We start from the raw sequence: 18,946 nt of genomic DNA on the forward strand, positions 1-18,946 counted from the left end.
GGGCGGCAGGCACGGGAGCGCACGCGCCGGGAAGCCAGGAACGGTCGGCACAACCGATCTTCACACGCAAGCATCAAAGATCAGATGAAGGTATGCTGATGCTCGCTTTGCCCCGCGATCTTCTCTGGAAAGGCCCATCGTGCACCGACGCCCCCGCCTGCTCACCGCTCTCGCCGCCGCCGCGATCGCCGCGGTCGCCCTCGCCGGCTGCTCCGGCACTGCCACCGCGCAGAGCTCCGACGCCGACGCTGCCTGGAGCTACGATTCGGGGGACGGCCAGACGTACACCGCCGACCACGTGCCGTCGCGCATCATTGCGCACGCCTACGCGGCGAAGGCACTGATGGAGTTCGGCATCACGCCGATCGCGGTCTACGCCGACGGCCCCATCACCGAGGATGTGGGCCTACAGGGCGCCGACTTCGACGGCATTCCCGTTATCGGCGAGGAGTGGGGCAAGATCGACGTCGCGAAGGCGGCCGAGCTTGAGCCCGACCTCATCGTGGGCGACTGGTGGCCCGCCGAAAACGCCTACTCGGGCTTCGAGGGCGGCGTCGAAGAGGAGAGCAAGAAGCTCGCCGACCTCGCGCCGGTCGTCGGCCCGAGCCAGGGCGACTCCGTCGTCGACCTCATCGAGGGATACGCCGGGCTCGCCGTCACGCTCGGCGCCGACTCGCAGGCGATCGACGACGCCCGGGCCGAGTTCGATGACGCCCGCAAGAACTTCGAGGCCGCCAACGAAGAGAACCCGGGAGTCTCCGCACTCGCGATCAGCCCGTGGGACGACAACTACGCGGTCGCCGTCACCGAGTACGCGCCCGAACTGCAAGATTTCACCAGCTGGGGCCTCAACGTCATCGACCCTGAAACGCCCGATGCCGACTTCCCCTACTGGGAGACGCTGAGCATGGAGTCGGCCGACACGTACCAGCCCGACCTCCTGCTCATCGACGACCGCAACGCGAAGTCGGGCGAGCAGATCCTCGCCGACGCACCGATCTCGAAGAGCATTTCGGCCTACGCAGCCGGCCAGACCACCCTGTGGCCCGCCTACTGGATGCACACCTACAGCGACTACACGGCGCAGCTCAACCGCCTCGCCGACGTGGTGCGAGAGACGGATGCCGAGGTCGGCGCCCTGTGACGCTCGCGCTGCCGCGACGCAGCGCGTCCCTCTCCCGCCGCGCGGGGCTCGCGGCCGGCCTGCTTCCCGCAGCCGCTTTGCTGGTGCTGCTCGCGGGGGCGAGCATCGCACTTGGTTCGCGTGACGTTGCACCGATCGACGTGTGGCAGGCGATGACGGGAGCCGCGACGGGAGCCGATGCGACGGTGATCCGCGAGATGCGCCTGCCGCGCACGCTACTGGCGATCCTCGTCGGTGCCGCGCTCGCGCTCGGCGGCACCATTCTGCAGGGCGTGGCCCGAAACCCGCTGGCCGACTCGGGCGTGCTGGGCATCAACGCGGGTGCCGCCGCAGCGGTGGTGCTCGCCGCGCTGGTGTGGGGTGCGATGCCCGCGGGTCGCTCGGTCTGGTTCGCGTTCATCGGAGCCGGTATCGCCACCGTCCTCGTCTACTCCGTCGCCGCGTTCGGTTCAGAGGGCGCAACTCCGGTGAAGCTGGCACTTGCCGGTGCCGCGCTCACCGCGGTCTGCGGATCGATCACCTCGGCGATTCTGCTTGCCGACCCCGACGCACTGAATGCACTGCGCATGTGGCAGGTCGGATCGCTGGCCGGCCGGTACGCGCCGATTCTGCTGCAGCTGCTGCCGTATCTCGCGATCGGCATCGCAATCGCCCTGTTCGTCGGCCGCCCGCTCAACCTGCTCGCCCTCGGCGATGACCTGGCGAGCGCGCTCGGGGTGCGCACCGGGCTGACGCGCGCCCTGCTCTTCGCACTCGTGGCGCTCTTGTGCGGCGGCGCGACCGCGGCCTGCGGCCCGATCGTGTTCGTGGGCCTAATGATCCCGCATCTCGTGCGGCTCTTCACCGGGCCCGACTACCGCTGGATTCTGCCGTATTCGGCGCTGCTCGGGCCGGTGCTCGTGCTCGGGGCCGACGTCGTCGGGCGTCTGCTGCTGCCGGTCGGCGAGGTGCCCGTCGGTGTGGTGATCGGGGTTATCGGCGCGCCCGTATTCGTACTGCTGGTGCGTTTCCGCAAGTCGGTGCAGCTGTGACCGGCGTGATGACCCGAGCGACGGCGTCGCCCGAACGCACCGTGCGCGACGAGCTGCGGGCGGCCCACGCGCGTGCGCGACGCCGCATCGTCGTCGTCTGCGTCTCGCTCTCGGTCGTGACCGCCGCACTGTTCATCGCCGCACTGATGGCGGGCAGTCAGGTGCTCTCTCCTGGCGAGGCGGTGGGCGGGATCACCGGAACCGGCACACCCTCGACTGTCTTCGTGGTGCGCGAGCTGCGGCTGCCCCGCGCGCTCACAGCCGCACTCGTCGGGCTGGCGCTCGGCGCCGCCGGCACCCTGTTTCAGCGTGTGCTCGGCAACCCGCTCGCCTCACCCGACTTCCTCGGGGTCAGCGCCGGCGCCGGCACCCTCACCGCCGGCGCGCTCGTTCTCGGGGGCGCCTCCGGGCTCGCGCTCCCCGGGTTCGCGCTGCTCGGCGGTTTCGGTACCGCCGCCCTCATCTACGCGGTCGCGTGGCGGCGCGGGGTGTCAGAGTACCGCTTCATCCTGGTGGGAATCGGTGTCGCGACGTTCGCCGGGTCGATTACCTCGTACCTCATTGCTCGCGCCGAGTTCAGCGACGCGCGCGCCGCGCTCACCTGGCTCACCGGGTCGGTGGGGATGGCGACGCCCGAACTCATCGCACTCCTCGCCGGCACGCTCGTGCTGTTCGTTCCCGTCGGCTGGGCGATCGCTCGGCTGCTGCGCCGTCTCGAGCTCGGAGAGGAGACCGCGCGCATGCTCGGTGCGCGGGTCGAACGCGACCGCTTCGTGATTCTGGGGGCCGCGGTGGTGCTGGTCTCCATCGCGACGGCGGCCGTGGGGCCGATCGCGTTCATCGCGATGCTCGCCGGTCCGATCGCGCAGGTGCTGCTCGGCACCGCGGGGCGCAGCATCCTCGCTGCAGCCCTCACCGGTGCCGTGCTCATGCAGAGCGCCGATCTCATCGCGCAGCACGCCCTCCCCTGGCCGATCTCCACCGGCGTCGTCACCGGCGTCTTCGGCGCCCCCTATATCGCCGCCATGCTCATCCGCACCGCCCGAAAGGCTCAGATCCGATGACCGTCGACCATACGCTCGAAGCCCGGGGGCTCACGCTCGGCTACGACCAGCGCACCATCGTCGACGGCCTCGACCTCATTGTGCCGGGCGGCGCCGTCTCCGTGATCATCGGCGCCAATGCCTCGGGCAAATCCACGCTGCTGCGCGGGCTGGCGCGGCTGCTCGCACCGAGCACGGGCGAGGTGCTGCTCGACGGCACCCCCATCACGCGCGTGCCCTCCCACGAGCTCGCCCGCATCATCGGCATGCTGCCTCAGTCGCCCGTCGCCCCCGACGGCATCACCGTCTCCGACCTCGTCGGGCGCGGGCGGCACCCGCACCAGGGCTGGTTCCGCAAGTGGTCGTCAGCCGACGAAGCAGCGGTGGCCGATGCGCTCACCGCCACGCGCACTGCCGATCTCGCCACGCGCCAACTCTCCGAGCTCTCGGGCGGCCAGCGCCAGCGCGTGTGGATCGCGATGGCGCTCGCGCAAGAGACCGACATCCTGCTGCTCGACGAGCCCACCACGTTCCTCGACATCAACCACCAGATCGAGCTGCTCGACCTCCTCACCGAGCTCAACGCCGCCCGAGGCACCACGATCGTCATCGTGCTCCACGAGCTCAATCTCGCGGCTCGCTACGCCGACCATTTGATCGCTATGCGGCACGGACGCATCGTCGCGGAGGGCAGCCCAGCCGAGGTCGTGACCGAAGAGACGATTCGCGAGGTGTTCGACCTGCCGAGCGAGATCATCGCGGATCCGCAGACCGGGTCCCCGCTCGTCGTGCCCCGGGTGCGCGCTTCTGTGGCAGAGACGATCCCGGCTCAGCCGAGCACCGGCAGCGCCTGAATCCAAGCGCGCACCGCGCGGTCGAACGACTCCAGCGCGGCTTCGACCTCCGCGTTCGAAGCGAATGTGATGATCTCGCGGTTGCGGCCCGCTCGGCGTGAACGTCTGCCGACCGACTCAACCGAGATCTCGGCGATGTCGAGGCGTTCTTTCGCGCCAGTGTGCAGAATGACCTGCAGCTGATCGGGGCGCCGCATACTGAACGTCGCGAAGTCGATGGTGTTCCACGTGAAACTGGGCGCCTGCCACTTCACCGATTCGGTCACCCGCGCATCTGCACTGAGGATCGCACGGCGCACCGAGCGGGCGCCATCAGCGAGCGCGTGCGGGTTCGCGGCAAACCAGGCCTCGACCTCCGCCGACCCCGGCGGCGCTTCCCTCATGACCCGGCCTCCACCGTCACGTCGAGCACCCGGTCGTCTCCCGCGCGCGGCGTGCCTCGCCCGTCCGTGTTGTTCGTGAGCACCCACAACCGGCCGTCGGGAGTTTCGACGGCATCGCGAATGCGGCCGAACTCGCCGGCGAAATGCACCGTCGATGCGCTGAGGTCATCGAGCGGCACCGCGCGAAGGGCCGACCCGCGCAGGTGCGAGATCCACAGATGCCCGTCGTGCACGGCGATTCCGCTCGGGCTGGCCTCCTCAGGGGTCCACTGCTGCACGGGGTCGACGAACCCGGCGACTCCCGCACGCCCCTCCACCTCGGGCCATCCGTAGTTGTTCCCGGCCTCGATCACATTGAGCTCGTCCCAGGTGTTCTGACCGAACTCGGATGCGTACATCGTGCCGTCGGGCGCCCAGGCAAGCCCCTGCGGGTTGCGGTGGCCGAGGGTCCACACCGGAGAACCCGGCACTGGGTTGTCATCGGGCACGCCGCCATCGGCCGTGACCCGGAGTATTTTGCCGCCGAGCGACGACGGATCTTGCGCCGACTCACGGTCTCCGGCATCGCCCGTCGTCGCATAGAGCATGCCATCGGGGCCAAAGGCGAGGCGCCCGCCGTTGTGCGTCGATCCTGCCGGAATTCCGTCGACGAGCACCTCGGGCTCACCCACGCCGAGTCCGGTTGCGGCCCCCGACAACGGGTATCGCAGAATCTGATTCTCACTTCCGCGAGTGGCATACACGTAGAGCGCGTCATCGCGCACCGCAAGGCCGAGCAGCCCGCCCTCTCCGCCATGAGTGACCCCCGCGACGGTGGTGATCTCTCGCGTTGACCCGTCGCTCGACAGCGTGAGCACCCGACCGGAGTCTCGCTCGCTGATCACCGGGGTATCGCCGTGAAAGGCGATCGACCACGGCGCCGCCAAGCCTTCCGCGACGACCGAGCTCTCGAAAGATTCGGCCGCGGCCGCCGTGGGTGCCGGATCACCCGAGCTCGGGGCGCTGCCCGTTACAGGGTCGGTGCACCCGACCAGGGCGATACCGACCAGTGCTGCGGTGACCGCGCCCACACTCACTCGACCGGCACGGCCGTGTCGACCGAGTGTGGGGACTGCGCGACCCGTCATGCTCGCAGCCTACGTGCGCGATGCCCCGCTGCACCAGACCCGGCGATACGCCCGGCCCTTAGGCATTGCACCCGCGAGCGTCGACCGGCCAGACCGTCACGGCCCCGTCACGACCGATGCACGCGTAGGCGTCGCTGAGGTTCACGGCGACGCACACGTGATTCGGCACCAGTCGCACCCGGGTACCGATAGGCGCATCGAGCCCGGTGATGGTCGCGTGGTGCTCGGACAGGGCGGTGATGCGGGCATCGGGGTGATCGAGCAACCGCCCGAATCCGGTCGCGTAGGCTCCGCGATCCGTCGCCAGCATCTTGCTGCCGGCATCCGCGATGACGTGCGCGTCGGTGCGCGAAACCACCGTCGCGAGCACCTGCACGGCGATCTGCGCAGGCTCCATCGCGCCGAGCTCCCACTGCTGGGCGTCGCCGAGTGCGTAGACCCCGGGGCGCAGCTCGGTGAGCACGCCCGCATCGGCGAATGCGGCGGAGGGCGAGGATCCTCCGCTCAGCACCGCGACGTCGACGCCCGAGCCGGTCAACGATTCGGCGGCTGCGGCGAGCGCGCGCGCTTCGTCACGGGCGGCGGCCTGCCGAGCCTCGGGGTGGTAGCTGTGCCCCGGAAACGTGAAGGCGCCCACGACACGGAGCCCGAGTGCCTGGGCGGCGTCGGCGATCTCGCCCGCGCACTCGGGGCGCACCCCGCTGCGGTGATGGCCGGAGTCGACTTCGATGAGCAGTTCGAGGCGATCACGCAGCTCCGCGGGCACCGCCCCTGAGAGCCGAGCGGCCGACACTGCCGAGTCGACGCCGATGCGCACCCGCGCGAGGCGCAGCAGGTCGAGCAGCAGCGGGCGCTTCGCCGCATCGATCCACACGGTGTAGGCGATACAGAGGTCGTCGAACCCGGCGCGCGCGAACACCAGCGCTTCAGAAATCGTGGCGACCGTGAGACCGACGGCGCCCGCGGCGATCTGGCGGCGGGCGATCTCGAGCGACTTGTGCGTTTTCGCGTGCGGCCGCAGTGCGATGCCCCGGGCGCGCGCCCACGTCGCCATGCGGTCAATGTTCGCCTGGAGCACGGTCTCATCGAGCAGCAGGGCCGGGGTCGGGAGCGCGTCGAGTGCGGTGTTCATGGCGCCAGCGTAGCAACGATCGATTGACAGTTTGAGATCTAACGGTTAGTGTTCTAACCATGAACGAACGACCGAGCTTCGACACCCCGCTCCAGCTGATGCGCTGGATCGGATGGGCGCAGCGCAGGGGCGCCGAAGAATGGGTGCGCGAGCGCGAGCTGACCCAGGAGCAGAGCTTCGTTCTCGGGTACCTGCAGCAGCAGCCGGGCGCGATCCAGCGCGACATCGCTGAGATCACGCGCACCAGTGCTGCGAGCGTCTCGAGCCTGCTCCAGGGTCTTGAACGACGCGGGCTCATCGAGCGACGCAGCGATGCCGAGAACGCGCGCACCAAGCGCGTGTTCGCGACCCCCGCAGGCATCGCCCTCATCGCCGGCTTCGCCGACGCCATGCTCGCCCTCGACGACAGCTTGCTCGCACCACTCGACCCGAACGAGCGCGAGCACCTGCAACTCCTCCTGACCAAGATCACCGCGGAGCTGCCCGAACCGACCCGTTAGCGGTCCGCACTCCCTACACCTCCTGAACCCGACCGCGGCGCTTCGAGCGTCAGGGGTCGCATCGGTGCGCCCGCACGAGCGCCCGCACCGCCGGCGCTGCGCCGTGCCCGAAACCGGGCGGCGCAGCGCTGCCTGAAACACACCCGGATCTCAGAGATCGAAATCCCCATGTCCACCATCGACCCCACCATCGCGCCCGCCCCGCAGACCGCCGACCCCACCCCCGGCTCTGCCGCGGCCCAGAACCGCCGCATCCTCTCCTCCGCCCCGATCTTCAGCGCGCTCGTGCACCTCTGCGTACCGATGGCCGCCGCGATGGTCGTCGGCGCCGTCTACAACGTCATCAACGCCGGCTTCATCGGCGCTCAGCACGACACGAGCTTGCTCGCCGCCATCACGTTCGGCACCCCGCTGCTCGGCCTCATCATGGCGGTCGGCGGCGTCTTCGGTGTCGGCGGCAGTTCGCTGATGTCGCGCCTGCTCGGCGCTTCCGAGCACGACCCTGAACGTGCCGCCGACATCAAGCGCGTCGCCGCGTTCTCGCTGTGGGGCGCGGTCATCACGGGCGCCGCGCTCGGAGCGATCGGCCTCCTGCTCCTCGATCCCCTGGTCGCCGCCCTCGGCGCCGACGCGGCGGCAGCCACCGCAACCGCCTCCTACGTCGCCGTGATGCTCGCGTTCATGCCCGTGCTCGTCGCTGCCTTCGCGCTCGAACAGATCGTGCGCTCCGAGGGCGCCGCGCGCCAGGCGATGGCCGGCATGGTCATCTCGACCGTCGGCAACCTCGTCTTCGACGTGCTGTTCATCCTGGTACTGCACTGGGGCGTGGCGGGTGCTGCGCTCGCCATCGGTCTCGGCAACGTCGCGAGCATCGTCTACTGGCTCGTCTGGCTGCACCGCAACAGCGCCAACGTGAGCTTTGCGCCTCGCTGGTTCACGCTGCGCAGCGACATCTTGAAGCCCGTGTTCGGCATCGGCGCGAGCGAACTGGTGCAGGCGTCATTCCTCATCTTCACCACCCTCGTGCTCAACCACCTCGCGGCCGCCTACGGCGACGATGCGCTGGCGGCGATGGGCGTCGCGGTGCGCATTGCCCAGGTGCCCGAGTTCCTCGTCATGGGCGTCACGATCGGGGTGCTGCCACTGCTCGCCTACACGTTCGGCAAGGGCGACGGCGCACGCCTGAACGCAGCGCTCCGCGGCGCCGCGCTCACGGTCGGCACGATCGTGCTCGTCTTCTCGGGCACCGTCTTCATCTTCCGTGAGCAGGTGTTCACCGTCTTCTCCACCGACCACTCCGTGCTCGCGATCGGCCTGGTGATCCTGACCGCGCAGCTCGTTGCCACCATCGTCAACGGATTCACCGGCCTCATCACCTCCCTGTTTCAGGCGACCGGACTCGTCGCGCCGGCGATGGGCATCTCGCTCGCCCAGGGCGTGCTGTTCATTCCGATCGTGCTGCTGGGCAACGCCTGGTTCGGGCTCGGCGGCATCATCTGGGCGCTCACCGTAACCGAGGTACTCGTCTTCGTCGCGGGGGCCGTGCTGTGGCTCGCGAATCGGCGCCGGATCGCCTCGGGCCTCACCGAGGGCAGCCCCGAGCGGGCAGACGCAGCACTCGAGCCCGCGGCGTAACCCCGCCCCGGGTGCGTTGCCCCTGAATATTCACCGTCAGTCTCGCCGCCGTGCACCGAACGCCTTCATACTGATCGCGAGCACCCACTCCAACCGCGCGGCATCGACCGGCGCCGCGCCCAGAAGGGAACACCGATGAGCGCACTCGCAGACATCCGCCTCTACGCCCCCGACGCCGACGAGTCCGTGGTCGCAAAGTTCGAGACCACCTACGCCCTCGCGCTGCAAAACGCCGACGCGCGCCTCGTCGCGTTCAGCGACCCGGCAGAGCTCGCCACGGTGCGCGAAAACTTCGTGCGCGGCAAGCTCGGCGTCACCGCTTCAGACGCAGAGATCGATGCGGCCATCGCAGCCATCGGCGAACGAGTTCCCGGTCGCCGTCAGCGCCTCACCGTCTACTACCTGCTCGCCGAGCACTACGGCAAGCTCTCCGTCTTCGGCGGCTAGGGCCGCTCCGACGGCCGGCTCGGACTCGGGCCCGGCCTACCTCGTTCGCCAACGGCTCATCGACGACCCCAGATGACGCCGGTGGCGCACTCGTGCGCCTGCGCGGAGTAGCCTGGAATGATGACCATTGCCGCGGCACCCGACACCCTCGCCGACATTCCCACCGCTGCCGAGTTTCTTGCCGATGCCCGTTCGACGCGCGCCGATGACGGCACCGAGCTGCGCTGGTTCTCGCACGGCTCCGGCGAAACCGTGCTGCTGCTGCAGGGGCAGGCGACCTCCGCACTCGGGTGGGAGCCCGTCGCCCGCCGCCTCGCCGCCGACTTCCACGTGATCCGGCTCGAGCAGCGGGGCATTGCCGGATCCGAAACCGGCGACCCCGACCTGCTCACCACACGACTGCTCGCGAGCGACGCCCGCGCCGTGCTCGATGCAGCCGGCGTCGAAACCGCACACGTCGTCGGGCACTCGATGGGGGGCAAGGTCGCACAGTGGGTCGCGATCGATGCCCCTGAGCGGGTGAAGTCGCTCAGCCTGATCGCCACGAGCCTCGGCGAACGCGATGAGCAGCCGCGCGACACCGACGCCTACCGACTGCTCTACGGAGGCACACGCGCCGACCGCAGCGCGCTGTTCTTCCACGACGCCTGGGCGCAGCAGCACACGGTTGCGGTGCAGCGGTTCTTCGACATCGATGGCGCACGCGCCACCCTGCGCGCCCTGAGCCGCGCGAGCAGCAGCCACGACACCACCGAGCAGGCCACTCGCATTACCGCGCCGACCCTCGTGCTGCACGGCGACGGCGACCGCCTCATTCCGCTAGGATCCGCAGAGCGACTTGCCGCCGCCATCTCCGAGGCCGACTTCCGCGTCTTCGAAGATCAGCTGCACGGCCTGCACCTCGAGAGCGACGCCGCCATCACGCTGGTGCACGACTTCATCGCCGCAAACGCCACCGACTGAATCACCGGCACCACCCGGTTTATACTCCGAATATGAGCCCGGAAGCGAATGAGCCGCGGGGTGACGTGCGGCAGACGCTCATCGAAGCGGCACTCGCGGTCGTCTCTGAGGTCGGAATCGCAAAGACCACCACACGTCGCATCGCCGAGGCCGCGGGCTTGCCGCTTGGCAGTCTGCACTACTGGTTCGCGTCGAAAGAGGAGCTGCTCGACGCAGTCGCCGCGCACCTGCTCGACGGCGTCTCGCACACACTCGCGGCCGATGCGCCCCGCGAGACGCTCGCCGCACAGCTCGACTGGCTGCTCGAGAGTTCGCTCTCCCCACCGGTTGACGCGCACCTCGCGTTCTACGACATCACGGGGTACGCGATCCGTCGCGGCAACGTGCAGCTCACGCAGCGCATGCAGCAGCACATCCGCGAGAACTGCGAGCTCGCGCTCGAACCTTGGCGGCAGGCGCTCGAAGCGCAACGCCCCGGCAGCTTCGAACGACTGGTCGTGCTGGTGAAGGGGTACTGCGTCGGAGCCTGGTTCGCCCACGTGACGCAGGATCGCTCGGACCTCGCCGCCAGCCTGCGCTTTCTCGGCGAGTTGCTCGGCGACATCCCGCGCACCGCCACCGCGCCTTCCGCGACGGCCGCCTAGCGTTCAGGCCTGCTCCGGGTCCGGGATCTCCTCGGGTCGGTAGCGCGGCAGCCGCGACGCGGGCAGCGCCGCGATCGCGCTGATGCCGGCGAGAATCAGGAAGCCAAACTTCAGCGTGCGCAGCCGCTGCTCCTCGTTCAACGCAACGGCCGCCTCGATCTGGTCGGGGGTCGCCGTGGTCGAGTCGAGCGCCGCGCGCAGCTCATCGTTGCCGACGAAGTTGACGGTGTCGAGATCCACCTGTGACACGAGTTCGGCTGGCAGCTCCGGGTGATCCTGCACCGATTGCGCGACGCCGGCCGTGAGCAGCGTCACGAGCACCGCACCCATCACCGCGGTGCCCACCGCTGACGCGAGATTCTGCGTCGTGCCGCGAATCGACCCGACGTCGCCCGCGAGCTCCTTCGGGGCCGCCGTCACGAGCACGTTGAAGACCAGGGTCACGAGCGCGCCCTGCCCGATGCCGAACATGATGAGCCCGACGATCGTCGGCACCGTCTCCCAGTTGTTCGTCACGACGAACGCGAGCCAGAGCAGCGCCGCGGTGGTGAGCGCGAACGAGAACAGCGCGATCGTTCGGGGAGCGAACCGACCGTAGAACCTGACGATGAGCGTGGCCGTGATGAACACCGTGAGGTTGAACGGCATCATCGCGAGCGACGTGTCGAACGGGGTACGGCCCTGCACCACCTGAATGTAGGTCGGCAGTGTGAAGTTCACCGCGGCCTCCATCAGCACAATGATGAACATCGCGTAGATCGCCGCGCGCTCCTCGGGCCGATCGAGCACGCTGAGATCGACCAGCGGCGTCTTGCCCGCCCGCATGCGGCGCCGGGTCCAACGGAAGAAGAGCTGCCCGAACACCACGCCCAGCACGATAAGCAGGGGTGCCGGCGACATGCCGAGCACGGTGAACGGGGCGCTCTCACGGGCGGACAGGATCCCCCAGCCGTTCAAATTGTTGAAGCCGAGCGTGAGCATCACGATTGCCGCACCGATCAGCACCGACGCCACCAGGTCGATGCGCACCGACTTGTTGCCCCGATCGGAGCGCAACCCGAAACTCAGCAGGAAGACGGCGACCGCGAGACCCAGCGTGATGAAGAAGATCGGGCGCCAGCCCACCAGCGTGCCGAGCGTGCCGCCGATCAAGAACGCGCTCACGCCCGAGAACGCGCGCGCTGAACCCAACGACCCCACCGCGGTCGCCTGCTGGTCCCCGCGATAGTTCTCCGCGATGAGCGCGACGAGCGCCGGCACGATGATCGCGGCCGATGCGCCCGCCAGCACTTGACCGCTGATCGCCCAGCCGATGCTCTGCGAGAAGATCATCAGCAACGACGACCCCGCGAACAGCACCACCACGACACGGAAGATCAGCACCCACCCGACCCGCTGCCCGAGCTTCGCGCCGGTCATCACGAGCGCCGCCACCGCAAGGCCATAGACCACGATCGTCGTGCTCGCCGTCGTCGGCGGCACCCCGAAGTCGGCGACCATGCCGCCCAGCGAGATCGGCAGAGCGGCGACGTTGAACGACATCAGCACCTGAGCGAGGAAGAGGCCGATCATCGGCCCCCACGACCGGCGCTCGGAGGCGCTCGTGGGGTCGGCGGTCGCAGTGCTCATGGTGCCTCCGTGTTGTCGCTGGGGTGTGGTGCTGGGGATGGCACTGGCGCTGGCTGCGACGCGAACAGGTTCAGGCCGAGCGCCCGCGAGAGGAACGCGCACACCCGCTGCCCGCGCACGCTGTTGCCGGCGGAGTCGAGCGGGGGCGAGAACACGCCAATCGCCCCTTTGCCGGGCGACACTGCGACGATGCCGCCGGCGACCCCCGACTTCGCCGGAACCCCGATTTCGTACAGCCACTCGCCCGAGCGCTCGTACATGCCGCACGATGCCAGCACCGCGAGGGTGTCGCGTGCGACCTCGGCCGAAACGACCCGCGCCCCCGTGATGGGGTTCACGCCGCCGTCGGCGAGGGTCGCGCCCATGACGGCGAGGTCGTGGGCCGTCACCGTGAGCGCGCACTGCCGCGTATACGTGTCGACGACGGCGTCAGGGTCGGTCTCGAGGCGGCCGTAGCCCTCGAGCAGCCGGGCGATGGCGCGGTTGCGGGTGTTGGTGCGCATCTCTGAGCGGTACACCTCGGCGTCGATCTCGAGTTCGCGGCCCGCAAATCTGCTGAGCCCGTCGCGCACCCGCGCCCAGCGTTCGTCATGCGATGCCGCCGGCATCAGGGCGGTGGTCGCGATGGCGCCGGCGTTGACCATCGGGTTCATCGGGCAGCCGCCGTTGAGTTCGAGCGCCATGACCGAGTTGAACGGCAGGCCCGTGTTGTTCACGCCGACCCGGTCGTGCACCGCCTGATGCCCGATGGCCTCGCAGACCAGCGCGAAGACGAAGGCTTTCGAGATCGATTGGATCGAGAATGCATGGTCGGCGTCACCGTGCTCGTGCGCGCCGCCGGCAACGTCGACGACCGAAATGCCGAAGAGGTCGGGTGGCGCCTCGGCGAGAATCGGAATGTAGTCGGCGACCGAGCCCTCGCGGTGCGATGCGTATCTCGCGTGGGCTTGCCGCACGAGGTCGTCGATGTCGGTTGGGGCCGGCAGCGCTCCGGTGAACGCGCGCTGCGGCACGCCTTGTAGGTCGACTTCGAACATCCGGCCCTCCCCCATCGGGTACCGAGATCACGATGTCTTCAGTAAACCTCTCCACGCATAAGAAACGCAATGGTGGGTTTCGGTTCGCGACGGTTCCTGCGGTGAGTCGAGGCTCGCGCGGGGTGGCGCGCGGGCGAGCAGAGTTAGTTCAGGATCTCCCCGCGCTGCTCGGGCGCCACGTTCACGATGCGATCTCGCCAGAACTGCAGGGCTTCTGGGGTTAGTCGTTTCCAGTCGGTGACCTCGCGCACGACCCGCAGCGGCGCGGTGCTGCGGTAGGAGCGTGTGGGGTTGCCAGGGAACTTCTTGTCGGTGACGTTGGGGTCGTCGTCGAATGCGTCTGTGGGCTCGACCTCGTAGACACGGGGCGTTGCCGTGCCGTCCGCGAGCTCGGCGGCGAGTTCTGCGGCGAGGCCTGCGCCATCGGCGACCGCCGTGAAGTAGATGTGCCGCATGATCACTTCGGGCCGGTAGTTCGACGGCCGACCGGCCTCGAGCAGATCACCCGGCTGAACGTCGGCGATCGTGCCGTGGAAGAAGGGCCCGGTTTCGTCTACGAGTGTCATTGAAGTCTCCCCTACTGTTCGCACACAGCAGAGTACTCGCGCTTATCGCGGTAAATGACCCTTAGCGGATCGTGACGGGTCTGTGGATAACTTCTGCAACGTTCCGTGCGCGTGTGCTTCACTCCACCCTATGAAGTTCCGACTTTCCGTTGTCGAGTACCTCGACGATGTGCACCAACGCTTTCGAGACGTGACCCTCACGTGCGACGCCACATCCACAGTCGGCGAGCTCGCGCGTAACCTCGTGCGCGGTGGCGCCGGTCACCCGCAGCTCGTTCCTTTCGCCGTGCATCGTCAGGCTCCGATGACGCTCCGTATGACTCAGCCAGACGGCACCGTGCTGATACTCGACGCGGGCGATCTCACTGCAAGCTCAGGTCTGATCTCGGGTGCGCGCATCGAACCCGTGCTCGAATCTCATCCCGGTGACGGGCGTCGCACCAAGCTCGCGATTGCCGCGCTGACCGTCATGAACGGCTCGCAAGAGCAGGTGGTCTTTCTCCCTGCAGATCGTGCCACGACGATTGGACGTGACCGTGCGAATCGAGTGGAGCTGCACGACCTGAGCGTGTCGCGGCGTCACGCGATCCTGCGCCGCGTCGGTGACGCGCTCGAAATCGAGGACCTCGGGTCCGCGAACGGCACGTCACTCATTGACGCGAACGGTGAACGGATTGCATCGGAGACCACGATCATTCGATTCAACCGTTCGGCGACCGTGGAGTTCGGCACAGTCCGGGTGCAGGTCACCCTCGGGCCTCCGGCGACTGCGCCCACTCCATTCGACAGCACGATGCAGCACGTGCAGTCGCCGCATGTCGATCCGGTCTTCAACCCACCCCGAATCGAGCTGCCAGCGCCTCCCGATGAGGCTGAATCAGCACGATTTCCGCTCATCGCGATGGTGGCTCCCCTCATCATGGGCGGGGTGCTCTACCTCACCACGCATTCAACGATGAGCTTGATCTTCGTCGCACTGTCGCCGCTCATCATGATCGGCTCATGGTTCGACAATCGACTCACTCGGCGCAAGACGACCCGTCGCAAGCTCGATGAGTTCGAGACGGGCATTACGCAGTGCCAGCAAGAGCTTGAGGTGAACATCACGCGCGAACGCACCAGTCGCGACGCCGAATCGCCGTCCGCTACGACGCTCGCGAGCTTCGTCGCACAACAAGACCCGCGAGTCTGGTCTCGCCGCCCCGAGCATCGCGCGTTTCTCGAGTTGCGGCTCGGCACCGGCACCCTGGCGAGCCGCAAAACGGTGGATCTGCCGCCTCGCGGCAAAATCGCGGCCGCACAATGGGCGCGGCTGACCGAAGTTCACGATCGCTACGCGACAATCGACGCCGTGCCCGTGCTCGAGCGCCTCGACCGCTGCGGTTCGATCGGCATCGCCGGCCACCCAGCGTGGGCGGCATCGGCTGCCCGGGCAATCCTGCTGCAACTCACCGCACTGCACTCCCCGGCAGACCTCGTCGTCACCGCGTTCGCGAACAACGCACAGGCCGACGCGGAGTGGGCCTGGGTCAAATGGCTGCCCCACGCCGACTCGGCATACAGCCCCATTTCGGGAGCCCACCTTGCGGCAGACGAGCGCAGCGGAAATCTGCTGCTCACCGAGCTTGAAGGCCTCATCGCCGACCGCGCTGCGGACGCGCATGCCGGGCAAGTGCGCTCGCGCATGTCGGGTAACGCGGCAGACGCAGGCGAACGCCTCGCCGCCACGGATCGCGAGCCGATGCACCCCGCCGTGATCGTGCTGGTGCTCGCTGACACACTCGTCGACCGCACCCGGGTGGTCGGCCTCGCCGAAGACGGCGCCGACGTCAGCGTGCACATCTTGTGGATCGCGCGTTCGGTCGGCGACGTTCCCGCCGCATGCCGCACCGTCATCGAAGCTCATACCGACATCTGGCGCGCGCATTTCGTGCGGCAAAGTGAGGTGGTTGAGCTGAGCTCGCTCGAAGGTGTCGAGCTCCCGGCGATCCAAACGTACGCTCGTGAACTCGCGCCGTTCGTCGATGCGGGCGCGCGCGTGCTCGATGAGAGCGATTTACCGCGAAGCGTTGCACTCGCGCGAATCGTGCCCGGCGACATTCTCGGGTCTGCGGAGGCGATCGAACAGCAGTGGCGCGCGACCGACAGCCTGGTCGCGAACTGGCGACCCGGCGGCGAACGTGCACCGGGCACGCTCGCCGCAGTCGTCGGCCAAGGCAGTGCCGGTGCGGTCGAAATCGATCTCAGACTGCACGGACCCCACGCGCTCGTCGGCGGCACCACGGGGTCGGGCAAGTCAGAGTTTCTGCAAACCTGGATACTCTCGCTCGCGGCGAACTACGCTCCGGATCGCCTCACCTTTCTGCTCGTCGATTACAAAGGCGGTGCCGCGTTCGCCGACTGCGTCGATCTGCCGCACACGGTCGGCCTCGTGACCGACCTCAATACCCACCTGGTGCGCCGAGCCCTGACCTCGCTTCGCGCCGAGCTGCGGTATCGCGAGGAGTTGTTGGCCGAAAAAGGTGCCAAAGATCTCATCGCTCTGGAACGGCGCGGCGACTCGGAAGCTCCGCCGGCCCTTGTCATCGTCATCGACGAATTCGCAGCGCTGGCGAAAGAGATTCCCGAATTCGTCGACGGCGTGATCGACGTCGCCCAGCGCGGACGGTCGCTCGGCCTGCACCTGGTGATGGCTACGCAGCGGCCGGCCGGGGTCATCACCGACAACCTCCGCGCCAACACGAATTTGCGTGTTGCACTGCGCATGGCGGATCCGGCCGACAGCTCAGACGTGATCGGCGTCGCAGACGCGGCACTGTTCTCGCCCGAAGTTCCTGGTCGAGCAGCGATCAAGGTCGGTGCCGGGCGTCTGGCGCACCTGCAGGCGGGGTATCTCGGTGGTCGTGCCGAGACCGAGCACCGAGACGCCGTCGAGGTGCGCGACCTCGAATTCGGTGAGCGCGACCCGTGGAATCTGATCCCCGAAGCGCGGTCGGGAGGCGCGCGAGCCCACCGCGGCACTCGCGACATCGAGACGCTCGCCAACAACATTCGCAACGCGGCGCAGCACCTCGGCACGGCAACCCCGCGCCGCCCCTGGGTCGATCAACTGCCTGACGAGTTGCCGGTCGATTCTCTGCAGCCGCCGTCGGCCGCCCCTCGCAGCGCCCGACGCGGCGCAGCGGCCGGTGTGCTGCTCGGCCTGATCGATGAACCGCAGTCGCAACGGCAGTCTCCGTATATGCTGCAGCTCGCAGAGATCGGCAACCTCGCGATCTTTGGTGGCGCGGGCTCTGGCAAGACCACCGCACTCCTCTCGCTCGCCGTCTCGGCGGTGACCGCCGATCCACGCACGCATCTCTACGGCATCGACTGCGCCGGCGGGCGCCTCGGAATACTCAGGGCGATGCCGCACACGGGCGACATCGTTCCGGGTGACGAGCGCGATCGCGTCATCCGCTTGCTCGCGCTCGCAAAGCACACCATCGCTGAGCGGACTGCCGCGGCTGCCGAGAACCCCGCACCGGTGATCGTGTTGCTCGACGGACTCGCGGCGTTCCGCGACGCGCACGAGCATCGCGGCGGTGGCGGCGACCCGTTCGCCGATCTCATCGACATCGCAGCGAGCGGACGCAGCGTGAATGTGCACGTCGTGCTCACCTCAGAACGGTCGAACGGACTTCCCGCCTCCCTCGCATCGAGCTTCTCAGAGCGCCTCGCGTTGCAGCTGACCGCTGAGGCGGATTACCAGATGCTCGGGGTGCCCCTTGAGGCACTTGAGAACGCCGGGCCCGGGCGTGCCATTCGCATCGGTTCTGGCCACGAACTCCAGATCGCGCTGCCCGGGGCGTCCGGCGATCTTTCGGACACGCGCACTGCGCTGGAGCAGCTCGCGCTGCGGTTCGGTGGTCAGCTCACCGACGGACCAGCACCGGTGCCCGCGGTTCCCGTGGCGATCGACCGCTCAGACATCGTGCGCAGCACCGGCGCGAGCGCGCCATTCGCTCTCGACACCGACCGCCTCGAGGGCGTCGGCACACCGAGTGAGGGGTTGGCACTCGTCACCGGGCCGGCGGGTTCCGGGCGCACGCATGCGGTTCGGTCACTGCTCGCGGCGATGAACGACGATGCCGGAGTCGCTGAGCGCCCGCTTGATGCCGTGCTGATTGCCCCGCGGCGCAGCGAGTTGCGTACTGCAGCCGCGTGGTCGACGGTAGCCGACACCGCGGAATCTCGGACCGAGCTCATCGAACGCCTTACACGCGCACTCGGCGGCACCCCCACTGCGCCGGCGGGCCTCACGTTGCTGCCGCTCGTCGGCACCGTTCCTCCTGGAGCTGAGCCTTCCGAGCCCGCGGCTTCCGCCGCCACCATCCCTCCACCATTCCCGCGGCCCGGCGCTCGCGCGATCGTCGTCATCGAAGACATCGGCGGGTTCGACGGCAGCGGCAACGAGGCGGCGCTCGGCGCACTGCTCAAACTGCTGCGCCGCAGTGACGCGACGACCATCGTCGAGGGTGAGAACGCCACGCTGGGAACCGTGTGGGAACTCGCTTCACCGCTGCGCGGTGCGCGCTGGGCGCTGGCGCTGCAACCCGACGCGAATGACGCGCCTTCGGTATTCACCACCCCGTTCACGCACGCGAAACGCGCCGACTTTCCGCCCGGGCGAGGGTTCCTGGTGCAGAGCGGCCGCATCACCGGGGTGCACGTGGGGCTGTGAGTGGGCCGCGCGGCGTACTACACCTCGCACACCGATTCGACGAAACGCACACACTGGAGGTCGAAAACTGTATGCGTTTCGTTGAATC

At 68.4% G+C, this 18,946-nt stretch carries 16 protein-coding genes; 10 read left to right on the forward strand and 6 right to left on the reverse strand.

What is annotated here, in order from left to right:
• Positions 1 to 139: 139 nt before the first annotated feature.
• The 4 genes from CH42_RS01160 to CH42_RS01175 are packed head-to-tail and all read left to right on the forward strand — an operon-like array spanning position 140 to position 4,072.
• Positions 140 to 1,144 carry an ABC transporter substrate-binding protein gene (locus CH42_RS01160; protein WP_053351392.1) on the forward strand — a complete coding sequence of 335 codons (1,005 nt, stop codon included), beginning with the start codon at positions 140 to 142 and terminating at the stop codon, positions 1,142 to 1,144.
• Positions 1,141 to 2,175 (forward strand): FecCD family ABC transporter permease, encoded by a 1,035-nt coding sequence (locus CH42_RS01165; RefSeq protein WP_053351393.1) that lies wholly within the window; start codon positions 1,141 to 1,143, stop codon positions 2,173 to 2,175. The genes CH42_RS01160 and CH42_RS01165 overlap by 4 nt, the downstream gene beginning before the upstream one ends.
• The gene (locus CH42_RS01170) at positions 2,172 to 3,239 is read left to right on the forward strand and encodes a FecCD family ABC transporter permease (RefSeq protein ID WP_053351394.1); all 1,068 of its coding nucleotides are present in this window, start codon (positions 2,172 to 2,174) and stop codon (positions 3,237 to 3,239) included. Before CH42_RS01165 ends, CH42_RS01170 begins: the two co-directional genes overlap by 4 nt.
• Positions 3,236 to 4,072: an ABC transporter ATP-binding protein gene (locus tag CH42_RS01175; RefSeq protein ID WP_053351395.1), complete on the forward strand. Its 837-nt coding sequence runs from the start codon at positions 3,236 to 3,238 to the stop codon at positions 4,070 to 4,072. Before CH42_RS01170 ends, CH42_RS01175 begins: the two co-directional genes overlap by 4 nt.
• Here the strand turns inward: CH42_RS01175 and CH42_RS01180 are convergent.
• Genes CH42_RS01180 through CH42_RS01190 form a run of 3 tightly spaced genes read right to left on the reverse strand, consistent with a single transcriptional unit; the run spans position 4,048 to position 6,714 of the window.
• Positions 4,048 to 4,455: a DUF1801 domain-containing protein gene (locus CH42_RS01180; RefSeq protein ID WP_053351396.1), complete on the reverse strand. Its 408-nt coding sequence runs from the start codon at positions 4,453 to 4,455 to the stop codon at positions 4,048 to 4,050. The genes CH42_RS01175 and CH42_RS01180 overlap by 25 nt on opposite strands.
• Positions 4,452 to 5,582, reverse strand: coding sequence for a PQQ-dependent sugar dehydrogenase (locus CH42_RS01185; RefSeq protein WP_053351397.1), 1,131 nt, complete (start codon positions 5,580 to 5,582; stop codon positions 4,452 to 4,454). Before CH42_RS01185 ends, CH42_RS01180 begins: the two co-directional genes overlap by 4 nt.
• Positions 5,583 to 5,640: 58 nt before the next feature.
• Positions 5,641 to 6,714: an alanine racemase gene (locus tag CH42_RS01190; RefSeq protein WP_053351398.1), complete on the reverse strand. Its 1,074-nt coding sequence runs from the start codon at positions 6,712 to 6,714 to the stop codon at positions 5,641 to 5,643.
• A 59-nt stretch (positions 6,715 to 6,773) separates the two neighbouring features.
• Here CH42_RS01190 and CH42_RS01195 point away from each other — a divergent pair, with 59 nt between their 5' ends.
• The 5 genes from CH42_RS01195 to CH42_RS01215 all read left to right on the forward strand — a co-directional run bounded on the left by CH42_RS01195 (position 6,774) and on the right by CH42_RS01215 (position 10,903).
• Positions 6,774 to 7,214 (forward strand): MarR family winged helix-turn-helix transcriptional regulator, encoded by a 441-nt coding sequence (locus tag CH42_RS01195; RefSeq protein ID WP_053351399.1) that lies wholly within the window; start codon positions 6,774 to 6,776, stop codon positions 7,212 to 7,214.
• 168 nt (positions 7,215 to 7,382) lie between these two features.
• Entirely contained in the window at positions 7,383 to 8,849 is a 1,467-nt protein-coding gene (locus tag CH42_RS01200; RefSeq protein ID WP_053351400.1) for an MATE family efflux transporter, read from the forward strand.
• 135 nt (positions 8,850 to 8,984) lie between these two features.
• Entirely contained in the window at positions 8,985 to 9,296 is a 312-nt protein-coding gene (locus CH42_RS01205; RefSeq protein WP_053351401.1) for a DUF2853 family protein, read from the forward strand.
• A gap of 120 nt (positions 9,297 to 9,416) precedes the next feature.
• Positions 9,417 to 10,259, forward strand: coding sequence for an alpha/beta fold hydrolase (locus CH42_RS01210; protein ID WP_162231051.1), 843 nt, complete (start codon positions 9,417 to 9,419; stop codon positions 10,257 to 10,259).
• 32 nt (positions 10,260 to 10,291) lie between these two features.
• The gene (locus CH42_RS01215) at positions 10,292 to 10,903 is read left to right on the forward strand and encodes a TetR/AcrR family transcriptional regulator (protein WP_053351403.1); all 612 of its coding nucleotides are present in this window, start codon (positions 10,292 to 10,294) and stop codon (positions 10,901 to 10,903) included.
• Positions 10,904 to 10,906: 3 nt separating this feature from the next.
• Here the strand turns inward: CH42_RS01215 and CH42_RS01220 are convergent, their stop codons facing one another.
• From CH42_RS01220 to arr, 3 genes are all read right to left on the reverse strand, one after another.
• On the reverse strand, positions 10,907 to 12,532 hold the full coding sequence (locus CH42_RS01220) for an MFS transporter (protein WP_239683902.1): 1,626 nt from the start codon (positions 12,530 to 12,532) through the stop codon (positions 10,907 to 10,909).
• Positions 12,529 to 13,569, reverse strand: coding sequence for a glutaminase A (gene glsA, locus CH42_RS01225; protein ID WP_053351404.1), 1,041 nt, complete (start codon positions 13,567 to 13,569; stop codon positions 12,529 to 12,531). Before glsA ends, CH42_RS01220 begins: the two co-directional genes overlap by 4 nt.
• Before the next feature lie 143 nt (positions 13,570 to 13,712).
• Positions 13,713 to 14,135, reverse strand: coding sequence for an NAD(+)--rifampin ADP-ribosyltransferase (gene arr / locus CH42_RS01230; RefSeq protein WP_053351405.1), 423 nt, complete (start codon positions 14,133 to 14,135; stop codon positions 13,713 to 13,715).
• Positions 14,136 to 14,265: 130 nt separating this feature from the next.
• Between arr and CH42_RS01235 the strand changes: the two genes are divergently transcribed.
• Positions 14,266 to 18,858, forward strand: coding sequence for an FtsK/SpoIIIE domain-containing protein (locus tag CH42_RS01235; RefSeq protein ID WP_053351406.1), 4,593 nt, complete (start codon positions 14,266 to 14,268; stop codon positions 18,856 to 18,858).
• The last annotated feature ends 88 nt before the right edge of the window (positions 18,859 to 18,946 follow it).

Origin of the sequence: Leucobacter musarum subsp. musarum (assembly GCF_001273845.1) — a bacterium.
GTDB classification, from domain to species: domain Bacteria; phylum Actinomycetota; class Actinomycetes; order Actinomycetales; family Microbacteriaceae; genus Leucobacter; species Leucobacter musarum.